The organism is Bradyrhizobium quebecense (genome assembly GCF_013373795.3).
Lineage (GTDB): Bacteria > Pseudomonadota > Alphaproteobacteria > Rhizobiales > Xanthobacteraceae > Bradyrhizobium > Bradyrhizobium quebecense.
On the sequence record NZ_CP088022.1, the window covers coordinates 6,479,245 to 6,500,786 of the forward strand.

Sequence of the window (21,542 nt, forward strand, 5' to 3'; positions counted from 1 at the left end):
CTAACCACAGGGCCGTGTTGTTGAAGCGCGCCGTGGCCGCAGCTTTTCAAGACAATTCGCATTCGTGGTTATGGGGTCCCGGCTCAAGACCGGGACGACCGAATGTGTTGCTCGGCCATTGGGTCGCAGTTCCGCATTCTCGCGACATGCCCTCTCAATCATAGCCGCCCTTCGCCACCACATTCCTCTTGCCAACCACGCGTGGATGATCACCAGATCATGCACGGGGCACAGCCGGGAGATTGCGATGGATGATCGGGCCATACGCACGGCGCTGCAGCGCCATTGGGAGGCGTCGGACGCGAGCGATTTCGAGCGCGAGCACGAGATCTATCGCGAGGATGCAGTGCTCGACTATCCGCAATCGGGCGAGCGGATCCGTGGCCGGCGCAACATTCAGCAGAGCCGGACGGTTCAGCCGAACAAGAAGCGCTTCACGGTCCAGCGCATGATGGGTAGCGGCGATCTCTGGATCACCGAATTCGTGCTGACCTATGACGGCATACCGTCTTACACGGTGAGCATCATGGAGTTCCGCGACGGTTTGGTCGCCCACGAAACGCAGTACTTCGCTGACAGGTTTGAGCCGTCACCCTCGCGCGCGCACCTTATCGAACACGTCGGCGGACCGTCGTCGCGTTGATCAACAAGAAGATCTGCGTCGGCCGGTGACTGTTACATGCCGTGACTTTCGAAAACCTTCTTGCAGCTTGAGCTCAAGCTGGCTCGCTTCATCTGAAGGCAGTTCTGCACGGCGCCGTCATTGCCGAGGTCCTTGCGGCAGAAACGCTGTGCGTCGCGCGAGCATGCGGATTGTTCGGACTTGGTGCCGGCATGCTGCGCCAGCGCGGTACCGCCGCTCATCACGGCAGCGGCACAAAGGGCTATGATCGAAAGATAACGCATCGGTGAATTCCTCCCGCTGCCCAACGGCAGCCGGGGCTCTTCGTTCCCTGGGGAACGAAGATCGAACTGCCGTTGGCTCCTCCGTGGACCTCGCCCACACGCCCGATTAGGACCCATGCCGTGGTTGGCGCGTTGGAAAGGAACCCGGCTTTGGAGGACCATGCGTACCGCAGTCGCACTTCGAGCACGCCGCCTTCCAGGCGCACCAACCTTCCCGATGACCATCCGCCCGACCGACGCGGACGTCATGATCGCGCATGCGATCGCCCGCAACACCGCGCCTGCTCCAGAGCAAATTGCCCGCGGGCTGACCTGGGGCGCCGACGAAAAGGTGCTGCTCGTTCTCGCCACCGCGGGCTGGCTCGCCTCGCGCGGGCGCGGCGCAGCGCTGGAACGCGCCGGCAATCATGCGCTACTGGTGACGGTCGCGGCGTCGCTGCTGCCGCACAGCTTGAAGTTGCTGTTCAACCAGACCCGCCCCGACCGTCTGACCGTGGTTAGCCACCTCAACGGCGTCTCGATCTCCGGCAAGCGTGAAGACGCCTTTCCCTCCGGCCACGCACTGCATATGGGCGCGCTGGCGTCGGCGGCCGCGACGCTGCCCGCCAGCGCTCGCCGCATAATTCAGGGGCTTGCGGTCGGCCTTTCGCTGACGCGCATTGTCGTTCTCGCACACTGGACAAGCGACGTGATCGCAGGATTCGCGCTCGGCGCGGGTCTCGAGCGGCTGCTGCGATTGTGGACCGGCTATCCGGTCGATGGTCCGCAGCGGAGCAAGGCTCGATGACCGAATATGTCATCCGCTTTCTCTTGGGCGGGGCCGTCGTATCGGCCTTCGCGATGCTGGGTGACGTTCTGCGCCCGAAGAGCTTCGCCGGCCTGTTCGGCGCGGCGCCTTCCGTTGCGCTCGCCACGCTCGGCATCGCCGTGTACCAGCACGGCGCCGAATACGCCGCCCTGCAGAGCCGCGCGATGATCGCCGGCGCACTCGCGCTCGCCGTCTATAGCTTCGTGGTCTGCCAACTGCTGATTCGTACCAGGTTCGCAATCCCTGCAACATCGCTGTCGCTTGCCGTCTGGCTGACGATCGTGTTCGGCCTGCTGGCCCTTGCCGGAGGGCAAGCATGACGCCGGTCCGCTTCTCACCGTCGGCGCTGAGAGAGGGCAGCTGAAGCGAATATCTGATCCGCTTCGTGCTTGGCGGCGGCGCGACGGTCTTCACCGGGCTAATCAGCAGCTATTGCGGCGCGTATATCGGCGGCGCCTTTCTTGCACTTCCCGCCATTTTCTGCGCCAGCGCAACCCTGATCGAGAAGCATGAGATCCGCCGCAAGCGACAAGCGGGTTTTGAGGGGGTGCGGCGCGGCCAGCAAGCCGCCGCGCTCGATGCCGCGGGCGCGGCGCTGGGCGCGATCGGCATGCTGGCGTTTGCGATTGTGTTCTCGCTGACGGTGGATCGCAGCGTCCCAGCCGCCTTCATCGCCGCATCGCTTGCCTGGCTGAGTTGCTCGGTCGCTGCCTGGTATGCGCGTCGCAAGATGCGATCAGTGCGACGGACGCGGACGCAGGGAAACGACCCTGTCCGGCGCAAGCCTGACCGCATCGTGCACTGAACCTGGCAAGAACGGGGCAGAGCAATCGGTTGGACATTGAACTTCATTTTTGATCGATGACGACCGACATTGCGTCGGCGTCCGGTGCGCGGTCATTCGCGATCGCTTCAACCGTCTCGACGACACGTCGTCGCGCAGCACGGTCCCGGATCGAGCGAAAGGCCCGAAGGAGCCGGAATGTATCCGCCGCATCTTCCGCCTGCCGTTCTTTCGTCAAGACTGTCCCCGCACGATAGCCGATCCAACGAATGCAAAAATCCGTTGCGGCTCCAGGACGCAACCGGAAGCCCGTTGGCAATTCAGCACGTCCTCGCCGGGTCTGCGTTGACCTTTGTCAAGATAACGAACGCTCGTGGCGGCTATGGCCCTCACAGGCCGGAACGGTCAGAGCCAGGCCAGGGATAGCGCCGCCCCTTGCGAGCCGGAGCCGCGATCCCGACAATCCAGGAAGGGTTCCAGGCCCCGTTCGCTGGCGGCTACGGCGCCAGATACCGCAGCAGTTCCGGATCGCTTCGCACTTCGCTCGCACCGCCCTGCAGCGCGACGCGGCCGCGGTCCAGCACATAGGCATAGTCGGCGACGCGCAGCGCGAGGTCGAGATGCTGCTCGACGATCACGACCGAGATGCTCTTGGCGAGTTCGATCAGCCGCTCGGTGATCTCCTCGATCACGCCGATCCAGACGCCTTCGGTCGGCTCGTCCAACAGCAGCAGTTTCGGATTGCCGAGCATGGCGCGGCCGATCGCCAGCATCTTGCGCTCGCCGCCGGACAGCGTGCCGGCCGGCTGGTCGAGGCGCTGGCCGAGCTTGGGGAAGATCTCGAGCACGCGATCGACCGCGCTCGTATCGGAATTGGTCAGCGAGCCGACGGCGAGGTTGTCGCGCACCGACAGGCGGGCGAACACCGAATGCTCCTGCGGCACATAGCCGATGCCGGAGCGCACGCGCTCCTCGGTGCGGCGGCGGGTGATGTCGCGGCCGTCGAAGAACAGTTCGCCCTGCGAGCTCGCGAGCTCGCCGACGATGGTCTTCATCAGCGTGGTCTTGCCGGCGCCGTTGCGGCCGAGCACGGCGACGCCCCCGCGCCAGGGAATGCCGATGTTGACATCGAACAGGACCTGGCTGCGGCCATAACCGGCATCGAGATGCCGGATATCGAGGAAGGACTGGTCAGGCACGGCGAAGATAAATCTCCTGGACGTTTCTGTTGGCCTGGATTTCCGCGACCGTACCCGACGCCAGCACCTTGCCCTGGTCGAGCACGGTGAGGCGGTCGCAGATGTCGCGGATGAAATCGAGGTCGTGTTCGACGATGACGAGCGAGCAATGCTGCTTGATCGGCTGCAACAGCTCGCCGGTGACGCGGCGCTCCTCGAGGCTCATGCCGCCGGTCGGCTCGTCCAGCAGCAACAGCCGCGGCTTGCCGGCGAGCGCCATCGCGATCTCGAGCCATTGCTGCTGGCCGTGCGACAGTGCCGCTGCGGCGTCATACGCTCGATCGGCGAGACGGAACTGGGTCAGCATCGTCATCACCTGATCGTGCAGCCTGTTGCGGGTGCGCGACAGCACGAGATCGAACAGCGACGAATGCGCCTGCAGCGCCAGCAGGATGTTGTCGTACAGCGTCAGCGTCGGCAGCACCGAGGTGATCTGGAACTTCAGGCTCATGCCGGCGCGGGCGCGCTCGGTCGGCGTGAACGCCGTGATGTCGGTGTTGACGAACGAAACCTTGCCCGTGGTCGGCACCTCGGCGCCGGCGACGCATTTCATCAGCGTGCTCTTGCCCGAGCCGTTGGGACCGATCAGGCCGTGAAACTCGTTCTCGCCGACGGTCAGCGCCGCACCGTCGAGCGCGGTGAGCTTGCCGTACACCTTGCTGATTCCTGATGCCTCAAGGAGCGGCATTGCCGGTCTCCTTTGGCTTTGGCGCCTTGTTTGGTCCCTTCTTGTTTGTTCCCTTGCCGAAGCTGCCGACCCGCTCGCGCTCGCCGAGCACGAAGGAGACCAGCCCGAGCGGACGGAACATGATCACGAGCAACAGCAGCACGCCGAGGATGATCGGCCAGACGTCGCGGTAATTGTCCGACAGCCAGAAGCTGACGCCCTCGATGATCACGGTGCCGATCACGGCGCCGATCAGCGTGCCGGAGCCGCCGAACAAGACGTAGAGCACGACCTGGGTCGAGAACACGACGCCCAGCATGTTGGGCCAGACAAATCCTTCGTGGAAGGCATAGAGGCTGCCGGCGAGACCGGCGATGGTGCCGCCGACCGCGAAGATGATCGCCTTCAGATGCTGCGCCTTGTAGCCGAAGAAGGCGATGCGCTGCTCGTTCTCGCGCAGGCCGGCGAGCGCGAGGCCAAATTGCGAGCGGACCAGGAAGCGGCAGAGCAGATAGACGACCACGAGGATGCCGAGCACCATGTAGTAGTAGACCGGCCCCTCCTCGAATTCGTAGCTGCCGAGCGTGAGCGGCGGGATCGACGGGATGCCGTTCTGGCCGCCGAGATAGTACCAGCCGCGCGCCAGCCGGTCCGCCGCATAGGAGCCGGTCAGGGTGCCGAGCGAGACGAAGATCACGCTCGAGGGATAGCGCCCGAGCAGCAGGAAGCCGCCGAGCAGCAGCGCCGCCGTGAGGCCGATCAGCATGCCGGCAGGCAGGATCAGAAGGATCGAGGTGACGTTGAGGTCGCGCGCCATCAGCGCAACGCCGTAGCCGGCGGCGCCGAAGAACAGCGCCTGGCCGAAGCTCATGATGCCGGCATAGCCCCACACCAGGTCGAACGACAGCGCGAACAGCGCGAGGATCACCACGCGGGTGGCGAACACCGTGAGATAATCCTGCAGCACCCATGGCAAGACCAGTGCGATCAAGAGCACCAGCCCTTCCACGATCGGCAGGACCTTCCATCCTGCCGATGCCCGTCCCGCCGGCGCACTCGCGGCCGGTGCACCTTCACCCGTCACGACATCCGGTCCCTCACCGATGCGTGCGACGGCCTCTCTTGCTCCACCCATTGATTGCTCAGCATTCCTTGGGATCGACGAGACCGGCGCTGCGTGCCACGATCTCATAGTTCCCGCCTTTGGCAACAGCGGTGTACATCTTCATCTTGCAGTGACGCTTGCCCGGAACCATTTCGGCGGGGCCGCCGGGCCCTTCGGCGATCTTGGCGTGATCGAGCGCGGCCGCAACCGAGTCACGGTCGACCTTGCCGGCTTCCTTGACCGCGGCTTCCCACAGCTTGAGGCCGCGATAGGTTCCGGTGGCGGCGCTGCCGGCCGCGAACAGGAAGTTGCCCGGGAAATCCTTCTCATAGGCCGCCTGGATCTTGGCGTTGAACGGATCCTCCTTGGTCAGCACCTTGAAGTAATCGAGGCAGCTCGCCAGGCCCTCGATCTCGTTGGCCTGATTGATGTTGAGCGTGTTCTCGTCATAGTAAACGCAGGCGAGCCGTCCGCCGTTCTTGAGGAAGCCGGCTTCATAAAGCTGCTTGAAGAACGGGCCGACGCCGGGCGGGATCACGGTGTTGAAGACGACATCGACCTTATTCGAGATGATGCGGTTGACGGTCGACGAGAAGTCGACCTGGTCGAGCGGGTAATACTCCTCGAACACGACCTCGCCGCCATTGTCCTCGATCACCTTGCGGGCGTAGACGTTGAGCGTGTGCGGCCAGACATAGTTGGCGCTCGGCAGCGCGAACTTCTTGCCGCCGTTCTTGATCAGCCACGGAATGAACTCATCGCATTGCTGCGCCGGCGTCGGCCCGGTGCAGAACAGATAGGGCGTGCACTCCTTGCCCTCGTAGAGCTGCGGATAGATGTAGAGCGTCTTGCCGCGCGCCACGATCGGGTCCTTGATCGCGTTGCGCATCGACGAGGTGATGCCGCCCAGCACCATGTCGACCTTGTCGCGCTGGATCAGCTTGCGGACATTGCCGACCGCGACCGATTCGTTCGAGGCGGTGTCCTCGATATAGAACTCGAGCGGCCGGCCGAGCAGGCCGCCGCCGGCGTTGATCTCCTTGATCACCATCTTGGCGACGTTGGCGTCGGCATTGCCGGCATAGGCGATCGGGCCGGTCAGGTCGGTTGCGATGCCGACCTTGATCGGGCCCTCGGCGGCGTTGGCCCAATCGGGCCTCACCACCCAGCTTCCGACCCCGGTCGCGAGCGCGCCGGTCGCGAAGGCGAAATTGCTCATGAAGCGGCGGCGTGTGAGATTCATGCGTTCAATCGACATGGTGATTAGACCCCTTTCCCAGCAATGAGGCCTTGCGGCCGGAATTTGATGAAGGCGATGGCGAGCACGAAGACGAGGACGTCGGCGACGACGGGAGACATGACCCATGGCAGCGCTGCGCTGAGCGTGCCGATCACACCGGCGCCGGCGACCGGACCGATGAAGGAGCCGACCCCGCCGACCATCACGGCGACGAAGCCCTGGATCAGGAAGCGGATGCCGAGATCGGCAAACAGGCTGAACACCGGCACGATCAGCGCACCGGCAAGCCCGGCCAGCGCCGCGCCGAACGCAAAGGTCGCGCCGTAGATCAGCGGCGTCGAGATGCCCGACGCACGCGCCAGCGCCGGGTTTTCCAGCGTGGCGCGGACCCGAAGCCCGAAGCTCGTGCGCGCCAGCAGCAGATAGCAGCCGCCCATCACCAAGAGCGTGATCACGATGATGGTGAAGCGCCAGGCCGAGATGTGGACGGAGCCGAGGTCGATCGAACCGCCGATCGGCTCCGGCACCGTGAGATAGAAGCCGCCGATCAGGCCGCGGACGCTTTCGCGGATGATCAGCCCGAGCGCATAGGTGCCGAGCATCGCCACGATCGGCGCGGCATAGAACCGCCTGATGATCAGCGCCTCCAGCACGAAGCCGAGCGCGCCGACCACAAAGGGCGCGGCGACCATGCCGACCCAGACCGGCGCACCGTGGGCGTAGGCCAGATAGGTCACATAGGCCCCGAGCAGGACGAATTCGCCCTGCGCGAAGTTGAAGATGCCCATCATGCTGGCAATGATGCCGAGCCCGAGCACGACCAGCACGATGATCGCGCCGAAGCTCACGATCTCGAACACCGCGGCGAAGGTGCTAGCCATGGCGCCCGATCCGTTCGGCCTGTTTCTGCGACAAGCGACGCCTCACATCTTCTTCCAGTCGCCGGCCTGTTCGAAGGCGTGCGCGGCGCGGTAGATGGTGGATTCCTCGAACATCCGGCCGACCAGCATCAGGCCGACCGGCAAGCCATCGACCATGCCGCAGGGCAGCGACATCGCCGGGTGATGGGTGATATCGAACGGCGCGGTGTTGGAGATCATCTCCAGCGCGCGGGCGACATACTCCTCGCGGCTGGCATTGGCCTCGGGCAACTTCGTCGCCTTCATCGGCGTGGTCGGCATCAGCAGCAGATCGTAGTCCTTGAAGGCCTTGTCGTAGGCCGCGGCCAGCCGGCGCGAAATGTTGAGCGCCTTGCCGTAGAAGCGCGGACCGAAATTGTTGTTGATGTAGGTGCCGAGCATCATGAACAGCTTGGTGGTCTCGGACAGCGAATCCGCCTGACGGCGCCAGCCGCGATGGTGATCCATCAGCGAGGTCGAATAGAGGTCGCCACGGCTGAGGCCGTAGCCGTCGCCGAACATCATGGTCTGGGTCAGGCCTTCGGTGCCGATCGGCGTCCAGATCGCGCCGCCCAGCATGTGCATCGGGATCGAGACCGTTTCGACGCTCGCGCCGAGATCCTTGAAGCGCTTGGCCGCCTCATGCACGCTTTCATTCACCGCGGCCTCCGCGGTCGGCTGCTCAAAACCTTCCTTGACGATGCCGATCTTCATGCCCTTGACGCCCTTGCCGAGCGCCTTGGTGTAGTCGTCGACCTTCGGCGCCTTGATCCGGGGATCGTAGCCGTCGTCGCCGGCCAGCACTTCCAGCAGCAGCGCGTTGTCTTCCACGGTCGCGGTCATCGGGCCGGTGTGGTCGACATAGATCTCGATCGGCATGATGCCGGTGTAGGGCACGAGGCCCCAGGTCGGCTTCATGCCGTAGGTGCCGCAGAACGAGGACGGCATGCGGATCGAGCCGCCCTGGTCGCCGCCGATTGCCATGTCGACCTCGCCGAGCGCGACCACCACGCCCGAGCCCGACGACGAGCCGCCGGCCGAATAGCCCATCTTGTGCGGATTGTGCACCGGCCCGTAGGAGCCGGTGTGGCTGCCGCCGGACAGGCAGAAATGCTCGCAGTGCGTCTTGCCGGCGATCTCGGCGCCGGCATCCAGCATGCGCGTGACGATGGTGGCGTCGAAATCGGGGATATAGCCTTCCAGTGTCGACGAGCCGTTGGTCATCGGCACGCCGGCCAGCATGATGTTGTCCTTCAGCGCCACCGTTTTGCCCTTGAGCTTGCCGGAGGCTGCGCCCTTCACCGTCGATTTGCGGTACCAGGCGTTGTGCCTGTTGTCTTCCGGTGCCGGACGATGGCCAGGCGTGCGCGGATATTTCACTTCGGGCAATTCGTCCGGCATCTGGGCGACGAGGTTATAGGCATCGACCGAGCCCTGCATCAGGCCGCGGAACGAGGCCACGTCCTCATCGGTCAGGGACAGGCCGCACTGCTCGGCGACGGCACGAAGTTGCGTTGGCGTGGGAAGGACGACGGTCACGGCGCTCTCCTGAAGCTTTTGATCTCTGGATTCGATTCCTGGATCCGATTCCTTGGGCACGAAGCAGCAGCGGCGCGTTGACCCGCGCGAACCGCTCACCCCGTTGCTGTATTGAAAACGGAAATATTTTCCTTTTCAAGTATTATTTCACGGATCGGGTAGGCAGGCTGTCGCATCCGGCGTCAGATCGCCTTGATCACCCTGAAGTCGAGGCCATCGGCTTCGGCAAGATACATCGGCATCCTGGCGTGGCCATTGCGCACCGTGACCGGACCGCGCGGGCCGCGATAGACGAGATTGTCCGCTGCCGCGAGCAGCGGGCGCATGTCCAGCGTGCCGGCGCGGTTGGCGGCAGCCTCCAGCAGGCAGAAGCCTTCATAGGCGGACTCGCCGCACGATCCGACCGGCGGCGCGAACGGACCGAACATCGCGCGATAGCGGTCCCTGAAATCGTCGCCGGCCTGCGAGCCGACAGAGGGGAAATAGCCGGAGGCGCAGAACAGGTTCTCGGTCTTGTCGGCGCCGATGCCGAGCAGCGCCGTTTCGTCGAAACAGCCGGCAAAGCGCAACGTGGTAGCGGCGAGCCCGGCCTCGGCGAAGGCGCGGTTGAAGGTCACGCCGTCGGTACCGATCAGCGAGATCAGCACGACATCGGGCTTCGCCGCACGGATCCGCTCCAGATGCGCCTCGTGATCGTCCTCGCCGACCGGCACGAACTCCTCGCCGACCACGAGGCCCCTGGTCTCCTTGATGTAGCGCTTCACCGCGCGGTGCGACTGCCAGGGCCAGACATAATCGCTGCCGATCAGGTACCAGCGCCTGGCGCGCTTCGCCTCGGCCAGCCAGTGGATCGACGGCCGGTTCTGCCAACGCGGCGTCTCGCCGATCGCAATAACGCCCGGCGTCCGCTCGCCGCCCTCATAGACCGGCGTGTAGATGTAGGGGATCTTGCTGCGAGTGATGAGGTTGCGCAGCGCGACACGCACCGCGCTGGTGTGCATGCCCATGATGAGATCGACCTCGTCGGAGGCGATCGCCTGCTCGGCGCGGTCGATCACCTCGTCGATTGGGCCGCCGGCGTCGTAGACCGAGAACTCGATCTCCCGGCCAAGAATGCCGCCGCGCCGGTTGATTTCCGCAACGGCGAGCTGCGCGGTCGAGGTCGCGGCCGGCCCCCACATCCCGGGCGAACCGGAGCAACAGACGAAGCCGCCGATCCGCAGCCGGTTGCGCCCGCCGCGCGGACCGAACCCGCCACGATCCATCGGCGCAAGCAGGCGATCCGACGCCGCCGACGCCAGGTTCCTGAACAGCAGGGATGGCGGGAACGGGAGGTTTCTTGCCATGACGTTGGGCGTCGAATGCACACCTGCTCCTGTCCGGCACCCGCACGCCGCTCACGGCATCGCCCTCACGGGCGACGGTGCCACGCTAGATCGTCTTGATCACATTGAAGTCGAGACCGTCGGCCTCGGCAAGATAGATCGGCATTTCGGCACGGCCGTCGCGAATGGTGACGGTGCCGCGGGCGCCGCTGTAGACGAGGTTGCGCGCCGCCGCGGACAACGGCCCCGTGGACAGCGAGCGGGCGCGGTTGGCCGCCGCTTCGAGAAAGCGCATCCCCTCGTAGTTCGACTGTCCGACCGAGCCGATCGGCGGCGCGTGCGCCCCGAACATCGCGCGGTAGCTGATCTGGAACTCGTCATTGGCGCGCGAATCGACGCAGCCGAAATAGCCGGAGGCGCAGAACAGGTTCTCGGTCGCGTCCGGCCCGATGCCGAGCAGCACGGTCTCGTCCATCGCGCCGGCATAGCGCAGCGTGGTGGCGGCGAGTCCTGCGTCGGCGAAGGCGCGGTTGAAGGTGATGCTGTCGGTCCCGATCAGGGTGATCAGCACGACATCGGGCCGGGCCGCGCGGATCCGCGCCAGATGCGGCTCGTGATCGTCCTCGCCGAGCGGGACGAATTCCTCGCCGACCACCTGGCCGCCGGCCTCCTTGATGTAGCGCTTCACCGCGCGATGCGACTGCCAGGGCCAAACATAGTCGCTGCCGATCAGGTACCAGCGCTGCGCCTTCTTGACCTCGGTGAGCCAGTGGATCGCCGGACGGCTTTCGGCGCGCGGCGTCTCGCCGATCGCCATCACGCCGGGCGTCCGCTCGCCGCCTTCATAGACCGGCGTGTAGACATAGGGTATGCGGCCGGCCGTGACCTTGCGCAGCGCGAGGCGGACCGCCGAGATATGCGAGCCCATGATCACGTCGATCTCGTCGAAGGCGATCGCCCGCTCGGCGCGGCGCACCACTTCCTCGATCGGCCCGCCGGCGTCGTACATCGACAATTCGACCTCGCGGCCGCGGATGCCGCCGCGCCGGTTGATCTCGGCAACCGCCAGCATGACGCTGTTGGCCGAGATCGGCCCCCAGATCCCGGGCGCGCCGGAGAAGGTGATGAAATTGCCGATCCTAAGCTTGCCGTCGGTGCCGCCACGGCGCGAAGAGCTCGGCTTGACGGTCAAAGCGAGATCGGCCGCACAGGACGACGGATTTCGAAACAGGTGCGGCGGCGCGACGGGCATGCCGCCATACGCCTGGAAGGAGACCGTCGAGAGCACGCCAACTCCTGTCTGGGAAGCAGTACGCAACGCAGCCAGCGGGCGATCGCGGCATCCGCCCTTTGGTTGGGGGAATATCCTAGGGGAAAATATTGAATATTCAACAATTGAAGTGCATATAGAAATGGCATGAGTTGCCGGACATTCATTCACCGGGTCAGGAACCAGGTCTCACGCCGTGGCTAAACCGCCGAAAGAAAATTCCCCGATCACCGAACACCTCACCTACCTGCTCGCGCAAGCCAACCGGGAGATCAACCGGCAGTTGGAGACGCGGCTGGCCAAGGAAGGCGTGCCGGTCGAGCAGTGGCGCATCCTCAAAGTGCTGTCCGACGGCAACGGACACTCGATGGGCGAGCTTGCCGACGCGGTGCTGCTCAACCATCCGACGCTGACCAAGATGATAGACCGTATGGTGTCGGACGCGCTGGTCTATCGCGTGCAGGATCCGAAGGATCGCCGCAAGGTCCTGATGTTCGTCTCCGACCGAGGCAAGGCGCTGTGCCGCCGCCTGAACTCGCTGGCGGTGAGCCAGGAGGAGCACATCGTCGAGAGCTATGGCGACAAGTCGACCACCGAGCTCAAGCGCCTGCTGGAAAGCCTGATCGGCAGCGCGAACTGAGGCAACAGCCTCCGCTACTACGCCACCTCGTCCTGCGCCATCAGGCCGGCCGGCCGCACCGGCTTGAGGGCGGTATCAGCGACCGGATGGGCCAGCCGGTTGCCGACGATCATGATCGCGCACACCGCATAGCAGCAGACGCCGAGTGCGAATGTCGTGGTGATGCCGAACTGGATCGACAGCGCCATGCCGAGCACGGAAGCAAGCATCGAGGTGATGCCGTTGGTGCTCCAGAAGAAAGGCAGCAGCTCGTCATGCCGCCGCCAGATGCCGAGGCCCAGCGGGAACATCATGCCCATGCAGAAAGCCGGCGGTGCCAGCAGCGCGACCGATACCAGGATGCGGATGTCGGTCGGCGCGGAGCGCGCCCAAGCGGTGACGGCCGGCGTCAGCAGGCCTGCGGCTACCAGCGTTGCGCCCAGCGCCACGAGGCGAGCGATCAACATGGCCGGCCGCGAAGGCGCGGCACCCACAGTGGCGCTGCCGATACCGCCGAACAGCAGGATCGTGAACAGCACGACGCTGAGCCCGTAGACCGGGTGGCCGAGGAACACCATCAGCCGTTGCATCTGCGAAATCTCGATCAGCATGAAGCCCATGCCGATCGCGGCGAAATAGGCCACCGGCGGCACCAGTGTGGCCACCGGCATCCGCCGCATCAGGCGCGTGAAGGGAATGCCGATGTAGTAGATGCAGATGCCGAGCTGGAAGACGAGCACCCATTTGATGATGCCGAGCGCTGCGTTGTTCTGCGCCTCGAAGCCGTTCTTGAGGAACAGATCGGCAAGTCGCGCGGTATAGAAGAAGAATGGCTTGTCGTCGGTCGAGGCCGCGATGTTTGCCGGCAATGAATCAAGGAAGCTCTGGTCGGCCTTGCCCGATAGAAGGGTCGAGGCGACACTGTCATACGCGATATCCGGCCCGAGCAGCAGCTTGAATCCCTGTGCTTCCAGCCGGTCGCGCGCGCCCTGCCATTGCACCGCCGTGAACGCCTCGGGCCGGGTCATGACCGTGACAACGCTGCCGACATTCGCCGCAATCACATGCTGCGACAGTTCGGTCATCGGCACGCCCTGATGCTGCAGCGCCTCGGCCGCGATCGCAATCAGGCGATAGAACTCGCCGCGATAGACCGTCGGTTCGTACCAGCGCGACACCGAGAGCATGCCGCCCGGCTTCAATGCGCGGAAGAAATCGTCCCACGCCTCCACGGTGTAGAGCCTGTTCTCGGTCAGCGTCAGCCCGCCGGCTGCGGTGGCCGCCCAGGTGTCGATCAGCGAGATCTGGATCAGGTCGTAGCGATCGGGCGAGTGGTTGATGTAACTGCGCGCTTCGGCATTGACCAGCGACACGCCGGGCTGACGATGGAGATGGCCCGAATAATCGGCGAACTTGTCGGTCAGCACTTCGAAGATCGCGGGATTGATTTCGATGCCGTGAATTCGCTGCGCGCCGAAATAGAGGCCGGAGAGGATGTAGCGGCCGCCGCCGACGCCGACCACGGCCACATCGCCCGGCCGTTGCTGCACCAGATAGGGCGCGTTGATGACGTCGTCCTTGAGATAGGAAATCTTCGTCAGATCGCCGGAGAAGCGGGTGATCGGCGTCGCCGCGTCGGCATCGATGTCGAGATAGAGTTGCTCGATCCTGGTATCCGGGGTGCGCGAGAAGGACCAGCCGAAGGGAATCGTGAGCCCGAGATCGGTCACGCGGATGCGCGAATAGGTGTTCCAGCGCTCGAACAACGTTCCGGTCTGCTGGGTACCCTTGGCCCAGATCACGCCAAGATGGCTGCTGCCGGTTGCGGCAAGCGCGGTGTGAACCGCGGCGAGCGCGGCGAGACCAAGCGCGGCGTTGCGGCTCAGGCGCACATCGCTTCGGCCTTCACCGTGACGGACCACGAACCAGCCGACGGCCGCGGCGCAGGCGCCGATCCACAGCGTCGCGCTGACCGGATCGATCACCAGCAGCACGAAGATGATGCCGAGGCATCCGACCGCGGCGCCGACCAGATCGGCAGCGTAAAGCCAGCCGCCGACATAGGGCAGCCGGGTCAGGAGAATCGTGATGCAGATGCCGCCCTCGGCAAACGGAATGGTGAAAGCCAGCGCCACCACGGCGAGCGCAGACATGGCATATGCGTCGGGCACGACCAGCGGCGCATACAGAAAGGCGCACATGACGACGACGCCGCTGAGCGCGAACCGCGCTGCGTGACGGGCAAATTCCGGCGCCACACACTCCGGCGCATAACGGGCGGAATCCTCATAAACCTTCATTGCACCGCGCGTCAGCCCGAACATCGCAAGGGCGATGGCCCCGAAAGCGAAGTGGTAATGCACCATCACGCTGAAGAAGCGGGTGATGAGGATCTGATAGGCCAGCGTGGCCGACGCCAGCACGAAGATCGCCGGATAGTAGCGGCCGGGCATCGTCGTCGCGGTCTGCAAGGCGCGGCCTCCTGATCGAGCCTTGATCAAAGAGACGCTTTGATGCGCGTTGGCGGCTCGCCCAACGCGCCCAGCAATATTGAAGCACAGAGCACTAACAAGTAATTGATTGGACGAGCCAATACCGACTTTGAGTAGTGGCCGGACCGTCGGCGGGCTTAGCGCGGGGTTACCAGGGAACCCAAAATCGCGAAAATAGTCCGGTCAACATGTCGGAGTGCCGGTCGCGGGCTCGTCCTCCGGATGCGCTAACGCTGAGCGCGCGGTTCCGGCTCATCCTCCTCATCGATCACAAGGATTCCCCCGTCATGACTTCGATCACGCCGTTCCTCTGGCTCGACAACAATGTCCGCGACGCCGTCGCCTTCTACAAATCGGTGTTTCCGAACGCGGAGATCGAGACCGTCAGCGATTTCATGGCGAGTTTCGAGCTCGAGGGGCAGCGGTTCTACGCGCTCAATGGCGGGCCGCAGCACAAGTTCAACGAGGCGGTGTCGTTCTTCCTCAGCGTCGAGACCCAGGAGCAGGTGGATTACTTCTGGGAGAAGCTCACCGACGGCGGCCAGGAATCGCGCTGCGGTTGGCTCAAGGACCGCTTCGGCCTGTCCTGGCAGGTGATCCCGACGGCGCTGAGCCGCTATCTCGGCGATCCCGACCGCAAGGCGGCCGATCGCGCGATGCAGGCGATGCTGAAGATGCAGAAGATCATCATCGCCGATCTCGACAAGGCGTTCGCCGGCTGACGGCGATGCAGCTTCGACGGCGGGCCAGGCGCCCGCCGCGTCAGGGCTTGCGACGGCTTACGCGTACCGCCCGTGGCAGTGCTTGTACTTCTTGCCTGAGCCGCAGGGGCAATCCTCGTTGCGGCCGACCTTGCCCCAGCTTGCCGGGTCATTCGGATTGCGGTCGGCGGCCGGCATCCCCGGCGCCAGCGAGGCCTGGGCGTAGGTGGCCTCGGTCAGGCGGGCCTGCGCGAACTCGTCCTCGCCGGTGTGGGGATCGAGCTTGTGCGCTTCCATCGGCGGCAGCGGCATCGCAGGCTCGTCCGGCGGCACGATCTCGACCCGCATCAGCTGCGCGGTGACCGCCTCGCGCAGATGCGCGCTCATCTCCTGGAAGAGATTGAAGGCTTCGGTCTTGTACTCCTGCAACGGGTCGCGCTGGCCGTAGCCGCGCAGGCCGATCACCTGGCGCAGATGGTCGAGCATGATCAGGTGCTCGCGCCAGAGATGGTCGAGCGTCTGCAACAGGATGGTCTTCTCGACGTAACGCATCACGTCGGGGCCCCATTGCGCGACCTTCGCCGCCATGCGCTCGTCGACATGATTCTCGATGCGGTTGAGCAGCTCCTCGTCGGCGATGCCCTCTTCCTTGGCCCATTCGTCGACCGGCAGGTCGACATCGAGCACGCGCTTCAGCTCTTCCTTGAGGCCCGCGGTGTCCCACTGCTCGGCATAGGCGTGCTCGGGAATGTGCTTGGCGACGACGTCCTCGACGAAGGCGTGGCGCATGTCGGTCACGGTCTCGACGACGCTGTCGTCCTTCATCAGGTCGATGCGCTGGTCGAAGATCACCTTGCGCTGGTCGTTCTGGACGTTGTCGAACTTCAAGAGGTTCTTGCGGATGTCGAAGTTGCGCGCCTCGACCTTCTGCTGGGCCTTCTCCAGCGCCTTGTTGATCCAGGGATGGATGATGGCTTCGCCTTCCTGCAGGCCGAGCCGCTGCAGCATGCTGTCGAGCCGGTCGGAGCCGAAGATGCGCATCAGATCGTCTTCAAGCGACAGGAAGAATTTCGAGCGGCCCGGGTCGCCCTGACGGCCGGAACGGCCGCGCAGCTGGTTGTCGATGCGGCGGGATTCGTGGCGCTCGGAGCCGATGATGTAAAGGCCGCCCGGCTTCTTCACCGTCTTGGCGGGCTTGTTGCCCTTGGCGGGCTCGACCTCGAAATCCTCTTCCGCCTTCAGCACCAGCTCGCGGAAGCGTTCGATGTCGGCCTTGATCAGCTCGATCTTCTCGGCCTTCTCGGCCTCGTCGGTGATCGCGGCGGTCTCCTGCTGGATCCGCATCTCAAGCGAGCCGCCGAGCTTGATGTCGGTGCCGCGGCCAGCCATGTTGGTCGCGATCGTGATCGCGCCCGGTACGCCGGCTTCCGCGACGATATAGGCTTCCTGCTCGTGGAAGCGCGCGTTCAGCACCGCGAACAGTTTTGCAGGTTTGCCCGCGCGGGCCGCCGCATAAAGCTTGTCCATGCCGGACTCGGAGCCGAAATCGATCTGCTTGTAGCCGTGCTTCTTGAGGTACTCGGCCAGCACTTCCGACTTCTCGATCGACGCCGTGCCGACCAGCACCGGCTGCAACCGCTTGTTGGCGCGCTCGATCTCGGCAAGGATCGCGGCGTATTTCTCGTTCTGGGTGCGGTAGACCTCGTCGTCCTCGTCGAGACGCGCCACCGGCAGGTTGGTCGGGATCTCCACGACCTCGAGCTTGTAGATGTCGAACAGTTCGTCGGCTTCGGTCAGCGCCGTGCCGGTCATGCCGGACAGCTTCTGGTACATCCGGAAATAGTTCTGGAAAGTGATCGAGGCCAGCGTCTGGTTCTCGGGCTGGACCGTGACATGCTCCTTGGCTTCCAGCGCCTGGTGCAGGCCTTCCGAATAGCGCCGGCCCTGCATCATGCGTCCGGTGAACTCGTCGATGATGATGACCTCGTCGTCGCGGACGATGTAATCCTTGTCGCGCGTGAACAGCGTGTGCGCGCGCAGCGCCTGGTTGACGTGGTGCACGACGGAGACGTTCTCGACGTCGTACAGCGACTCGCCCTTGAGCTGGCCGGCGTCGCGCAGCAGGTTCTCGAGCTTCTCCATGCCGCCTTCGGTCAGCGTCACCGTGCGCTGCTTCTCGTCGACCTCGTAGTCGTCCTTCTTAACGAGCTTCGGCATGAAGGTGTCGATGGTGTTGTAGAAATCCGACCGGTCGTCGAGCGGGCCAGAGATGATCAGCGGCGTGCGCGCTTCGTCGATCAGGATGGAGTCCACTTCGTCGACGATCGCGTAGAAATGCTCGCGCTGGACCATGTCCTCCAGGCGGTACTTCATGTTGTCGCGCAGATAGTCGAAGCCGTATTCGTTGTTGGTGCCGTAGGTAATGTCGCAGGCATAGGCGGCCTTGCGCTCGGCGTCGTCGAGGCCGTGCACGATCACGCCGGTGGTCAGCCCCAGGAACGAATAGATCTGGCCCATCCAGCCGGAGTCGCGGCGGGCGAGGTAGTCGTTGACGGTGACGACGTGGACGCCCTTGCCGGCGAGCGCGTTGAGGTAGACCGCGAGCGTCGCGACCAGCGTCTTGCCTTCGCCGGTCTTCATCTCGGCGATGTCGCCCTCGTGCAGCACCATGCCGCCGATCAGCTGGACGTCGAAATGGCGCTGGCCGAGCGTCCGCTTGGCCGCCTCGCGCACCGTGGCGAAGGCCGGAACCAGGAGGTCATCGAGCGTCTTGCCGCTGGCGAGCTGCTGCTTGAACTCGGCGGTGCGGGCCTTGAGCTGGTCGTCCGTCAGTTTGACGAGGTCGGGCTCCAGGGCATTGATGGCGCTGACACGGGACTGATACCCCTTGACCCGACGGTCGTTGGCGGAGCCGAAAAACTTGCGGGCGAGCGCGCCGATCATGCGAAATTCCTGTTCTTCGGTCTCGAGTTCGGTCTTGGTTCAGTCTTGAATTTCAGTCTTGGAATACAGCCTGAGATAGCCCGTCGGATTGCCTATCAACTCACCGTGACGCGCTACGGTTCGAGCCCCGACCCGGGGCTCCTCCGCCAATTGAGTGGGAAACAGGCCATCCTGGGTTCAACGGCGAAAAACGCAGCAAAATAAGCGCTCTCACCGCCGACACGGTCGGCCAGAGATATGGCCCGGTCGGGGGGTTGTCAACGCCGCCAAGATGTCAAGGAATTCATCATTTTGACAAGACTTTCGCGTTGCCAATGTAACACGATTGGGCGAGTGTCCGCCCCGCTCGAGCTTCCCCCCTTTGAGACAAGGATTTTGCATGACCACCTCGCCTCCGGAAACCAAAACCGGCCTGCGCCTCGGCCTCGCCACCCTGGCCGCCACGGGCTGTCTTGTCGCAGTGCTGGCTGCCGGCCTCCCGGTCCGCGCCGCGGAATCCGACCCGGTGCTGGCGAAGGTGAACGGTTCCGAGATCCACGCCAGCGACGTGGCGCTCGCCGAGGAGGAACTCGGCCCGAGCCTGGCGCAGATGGACCCCGCGACCAAGAAGGACAACGTGCTGTCCTTCCTGATCGACATGAAGATCGTGTCCAAGGCCGCCGAGGACAAGAAGATCGAGAACAACGACGACTTCAAGAAGCGGCTCGCCTTCACCCGCAACCGCCTGTTGATGGACAGCCTGCTTGCCAGCGAGGGCAAGGCCGCGACCACCGACGACGCCATGAAGAAGGTCTATGAAGAGGCCTCCAAGCAGATCACCGGCGAGCAGGAGGTGCGCGCCCGCCACATCCTGGTCGAGACTGAGAACGAGGCCAAGGCGATCAAGGCCGAGCTCGACAAGGGCGCGGACTTCGCCGAGCTCGCCAAGAAGAAGTCCAAGGATCCCGGCGCCTCCGACGGCGGCGACCTCGGCTTCTTCACCAAGGAGCAGATGGTGCCGGAATTCTCCGCGGTCGCCTTCACGCTCGAGCCGGGCAAGATCTCCGATCCGGTCAAGTCGCAGTTCGGCTGGCACATCATCAAGGTCGAGGAAAAGCGCAACCGCAAGGCGCCCGACTTCGAGCAGGTGAAGGCCCAGATCGAGACCTATGTGACCCGCAAGGCCCAGGCCGACTATGTCGCCAAGCTGCGCGAGGCCGCCAAGGTCGAGCGCCTGGACAAGCCGGCCGAGACGGCCAAGGACGCGACGGCGCCGGCGGATGCCGCCAAGGATGCACCGAAGCCCGCCGACAACAAGATGGCGCCGGCGAAGAAGTAAGCTTCGCTAAGCCAACAGCTTCAATGCGCGATGGCCGGGCTCGTCCCGGCCATTTGCGTTTTGAGGTGCGTTCGATTGATCGCGTCGTCCCGGCGCAGGCCGGGACCCATAATCCGCGGCGGAGCCCTTCTTGCCGCGGCAGCAGTTTCTTGAACAATTGATGACGGTGGTTATGGATCCAGCTTTCGCCGGGACGACGCCGCTGCGCGTTCGCACCCGAGCCCTCTCCCGCTTCAGCCGGCGAGATGTTATGCAGCGCTTCCCTCCCCGTAGCCGGAAGCCTTTCATGTCCACCGCCGTCTCCCCCCTCGCCCCGCCCGACGTTCCCGAGATGCCCGTGATCGCGGGTGTGCGGCTTGCGACCGCTGCCGCCGGCATCCGCTACAAGGGCCGCACCGACGTGCTGCTCGCGCTGCTGGACAAGGGCACCACGGTGGCCGGTGTCTTCACCAAGTCGAAGTGCCCGTCGGCGCCGGTCGAATGGTGCCGCGCCAAGCTGAAGGGCGGGGCTGCGCGCGCGCTGGTGGTCAATTCCGGCAACGCCAACGCCTTCACCGGCAAGACCGGCAAGGCGTCCACCGCGCTGACCGCGCAGATCGCGGCGAAGGCGGTGGGCTGTTCGACGGCGGACGTCTTCCTTGCCTCCACCGGCGTGATCGGCGAGCCGCTCGACGCCACCAAATTCGACGGCGTGCTGGCGCAGCTCGCGGAGACCGCGACCCCTGACCTCTGGATGGACGCGGCCAAGGCGATCATGACCACCGACACCTTCCCGAAGGTCGCCACCGCGACCGTCAAGCTCGGCAAGGCCAAGGTGACGATCAACGGCATGGCCAAGGGCGCCGGCATGATCATGCCCGACATGGCGACCATGCTGTCCTTCGTCTTCACCGACGCGCCGCTGTCGGCATCCGTGCTGCAATCCCTGCTCAAGGCCGGCGTCGAGGACACCTTCAATGCGCTGACCATCGACGGCGACACCTCGACCTCGGACACGCTGCTCGCGTTTGCGACCGGTGCTGCTGCAGCCAATGGCGCACCGAAGATTTCGCGCGCCAGCGACCCGCGCTTGAAGGCCTTCACCAAGGCGTTCCAGCAGATCCTCGCCAATCTGTCCGAACAGGTGGCACGCGACGGCGAAGGCGCGCGCAAGCTGGTCGAGGTCGTGGTCGAGGGCGCGACGACAAAGCCGTCGGCGCGCAAGATCGCAATGTCGATCGCCAATTCGCCGCTGGTGAAGACCGCGATCGCCGGCGAGGACGCCAATTGGGGGCGCGTGGTGATGGCGGTCGGCAAGGCCGGCGAGCCCGCCAACCGCGACAAGCTCTCGATCTCCTTCAACGGCATCCGCGTCGCCAAGAGCGGCGCGCGCGATCCGTCCTACAATGAGAAAGAGGTGTCGGAGGCGATGAAGGCGCCGAAGATCCAGATCAAGGTCGCGCTCGGCCTCGGCAAGGCGAGAGACCGGGTGCTGACCTGCGATCTCACCAAGGAATACGTCGCGATCAACGGCGATTACAGGTCGTAGCCGCTTTCCCAATCACCTCCGTCATTGCGAGGAGCGAAGCGACGAAGCAATCCATCCGTCCAAGCATACGGACAGATGGATTGCTTCGCTACGCTCGCAATGACGGTTATTCCCGTCATCCCCGCGCAACGGCTTCGCCGTTGTCGCTGGAGGAGCCGCG

The 21,542-nt window shown here is 64.6% G+C and carries 20 protein-coding genes; 8 read left to right on the top strand and 12 right to left on the bottom strand.

The features are described 5' to 3' along the window. Window positions 1–247 precede the first annotated feature (247 nt). Window positions 248–643: a nuclear transport factor 2 family protein gene (locus tag HU230_RS31190; protein ID WP_176528530.1), complete on the top strand. Its 396-nt coding sequence runs from the start codon at window positions 248–250 to the stop codon at window positions 641–643. 32 nt (window positions 644–675) lie between these two features. Here the strand turns inward: HU230_RS31190 and HU230_RS31195 are convergent, their stop codons facing one another. Beyond that, window positions 676–906, bottom strand: a complete 231-nt coding sequence (locus tag HU230_RS31195; protein ID WP_176528529.1) for a hypothetical protein — start codon at window positions 904–906, stop codon at window positions 676–678. A gap of 160 nt (window positions 907–1,066) precedes the next feature. Between HU230_RS31195 and HU230_RS31200 the strand changes: the two genes are divergently transcribed. The 3 genes from HU230_RS31200 to HU230_RS31210 are packed head-to-tail and all read left to right on the top strand — an operon-like array spanning window position 1,067 to window position 2,519. After that, complete coding sequence (locus tag HU230_RS31200; protein ID WP_176528528.1) at window positions 1,067–1,693, top strand: phosphatase PAP2 family protein; 627 nt, start codon at window positions 1,067–1,069, stop codon at window positions 1,691–1,693. Then, entirely contained in the window at window positions 1,690–2,034 is a 345-nt protein-coding gene (locus tag HU230_RS31205; protein WP_176528527.1) for a DUF3147 family protein, read from the top strand. The genes HU230_RS31200 and HU230_RS31205 overlap by 4 nt, the downstream gene beginning before the upstream one ends. A gap of 53 nt (window positions 2,035–2,087) precedes the next feature. Next, complete coding sequence (locus HU230_RS31210) at window positions 2,088–2,519, top strand: DUF3147 family protein (protein ID WP_224944249.1); 432 nt, start codon at window positions 2,088–2,090, stop codon at window positions 2,517–2,519. 43 nt (window positions 2,520–2,562) lie between these two features. On the opposite strand, the gene HU230_RS31215 is transcribed toward HU230_RS31210, so the two are convergent. From HU230_RS31215 to HU230_RS31255, 9 genes are all read right to left on the bottom strand, one after another. Beyond that, window positions 2,563–2,736 carry a hypothetical protein gene (locus HU230_RS31215; RefSeq protein WP_176528526.1) on the bottom strand — a complete coding sequence of 58 codons (174 nt, stop codon included), beginning with the start codon at window positions 2,734–2,736 and terminating at the stop codon, window positions 2,563–2,565. A 259-nt stretch (window positions 2,737–2,995) separates the two neighbouring features. Continuing rightward, on the bottom strand, window positions 2,996–3,697 hold the full coding sequence (locus HU230_RS31220; protein ID WP_176528525.1) for a branched-chain amino acid ABC transporter ATP-binding protein: 702 nt from the start codon (window positions 3,695–3,697) through the stop codon (window positions 2,996–2,998). Further along, entirely contained in the window at window positions 3,690–4,424 is a 735-nt protein-coding gene (locus HU230_RS31225) for an ABC transporter ATP-binding protein (RefSeq protein WP_176528524.1), read from the bottom strand. Before HU230_RS31225 ends, HU230_RS31220 begins: the two co-directional genes overlap by 8 nt. Beyond that, window positions 4,411–5,538 (bottom strand): branched-chain amino acid ABC transporter permease, encoded by a 1,128-nt coding sequence (locus HU230_RS31230; protein WP_224943743.1) that lies wholly within the window; start codon window positions 5,536–5,538, stop codon window positions 4,411–4,413. The genes HU230_RS31225 and HU230_RS31230 overlap by 14 nt, the downstream gene beginning before the upstream one ends. Window positions 5,539–5,545: 7 nt before the next feature. Continuing rightward, a complete protein-coding gene (locus tag HU230_RS31235) occupies window positions 5,546–6,766 on the bottom strand; it encodes a substrate-binding protein (RefSeq protein ID WP_176528522.1) in 1,221 nt (406 codons plus the stop codon). Between the two features lie 5 nt (window positions 6,767–6,771). Beyond that, the gene (locus tag HU230_RS31240) at window positions 6,772–7,629 is read right to left on the bottom strand and encodes a branched-chain amino acid ABC transporter permease (protein WP_092120142.1); all 858 of its coding nucleotides are present in this window, start codon (window positions 7,627–7,629) and stop codon (window positions 6,772–6,774) included. 42 nt (window positions 7,630–7,671) lie between these two features. After that, window positions 7,672–9,186, bottom strand: coding sequence for an amidase (locus HU230_RS31245; RefSeq protein ID WP_176528521.1), 1,515 nt, complete (start codon window positions 9,184–9,186; stop codon window positions 7,672–7,674). Between the two features lie 182 nt (window positions 9,187–9,368). Next, window positions 9,369–10,532, bottom strand: coding sequence for a substrate-binding domain-containing protein (locus HU230_RS31250; RefSeq protein ID WP_176528520.1), 1,164 nt, complete (start codon window positions 10,530–10,532; stop codon window positions 9,369–9,371). Window positions 10,533–10,617: 85 nt separating this feature from the next. Next, complete coding sequence (locus HU230_RS31255; protein WP_176528519.1) at window positions 10,618–11,799, bottom strand: substrate-binding domain-containing protein; 1,182 nt, start codon at window positions 11,797–11,799, stop codon at window positions 10,618–10,620. Window positions 11,800–11,977: 178 nt separating this feature from the next. On the opposite strand from HU230_RS31255, the gene HU230_RS31260 reads away from it, so the two are divergent. Continuing rightward, the gene (locus HU230_RS31260) at window positions 11,978–12,421 is read left to right on the top strand and encodes a MarR family winged helix-turn-helix transcriptional regulator (protein ID WP_038387042.1); all 444 of its coding nucleotides are present in this window, start codon (window positions 11,978–11,980) and stop codon (window positions 12,419–12,421) included. 17 nt (window positions 12,422–12,438) lie between these two features. Here HU230_RS31260 and HU230_RS31265 read toward each other — a convergent pair whose 3' ends face one another. After that, window positions 12,439–14,871, bottom strand: coding sequence for a spermidine synthase family protein (locus HU230_RS31265; RefSeq protein ID WP_176528518.1), 2,433 nt, complete (start codon window positions 14,869–14,871; stop codon window positions 12,439–12,441). A 308-nt stretch (window positions 14,872–15,179) separates the two neighbouring features. On the opposite strand from HU230_RS31265, the gene HU230_RS31270 reads away from it, so the two are divergent. After that, on the top strand, window positions 15,180–15,614 hold the full coding sequence (locus HU230_RS31270; protein ID WP_173640120.1) for a VOC family protein: 435 nt from the start codon (window positions 15,180–15,182) through the stop codon (window positions 15,612–15,614). A gap of 57 nt (window positions 15,615–15,671) precedes the next feature. Here HU230_RS31270 and secA read toward each other — a convergent pair whose 3' ends face one another. Next, entirely contained in the window at window positions 15,672–18,536 is a 2,865-nt protein-coding gene (secA, locus tag HU230_RS31275; RefSeq protein ID WP_176528517.1) for a preprotein translocase subunit SecA, read from the bottom strand. A gap of 379 nt (window positions 18,537–18,915) precedes the next feature. Between secA and HU230_RS31280 the strand changes: the two genes are divergently transcribed. Both HU230_RS31280 and argJ read left to right on the top strand, forming a co-directional pair. Then, a complete protein-coding gene (locus tag HU230_RS31280; protein ID WP_176528516.1) occupies window positions 18,916–19,854 on the top strand; it encodes a peptidylprolyl isomerase in 939 nt (312 codons plus the stop codon). Window positions 19,855–20,140: 286 nt separating this feature from the next. Further along, on the top strand, window positions 20,141–21,382 hold the full coding sequence (argJ, locus tag HU230_RS31285; RefSeq protein ID WP_176528515.1) for a bifunctional glutamate N-acetyltransferase/amino-acid acetyltransferase ArgJ: 1,242 nt from the start codon (window positions 20,141–20,143) through the stop codon (window positions 21,380–21,382). Window positions 21,383–21,542: the final 160 nt, after the last annotated feature.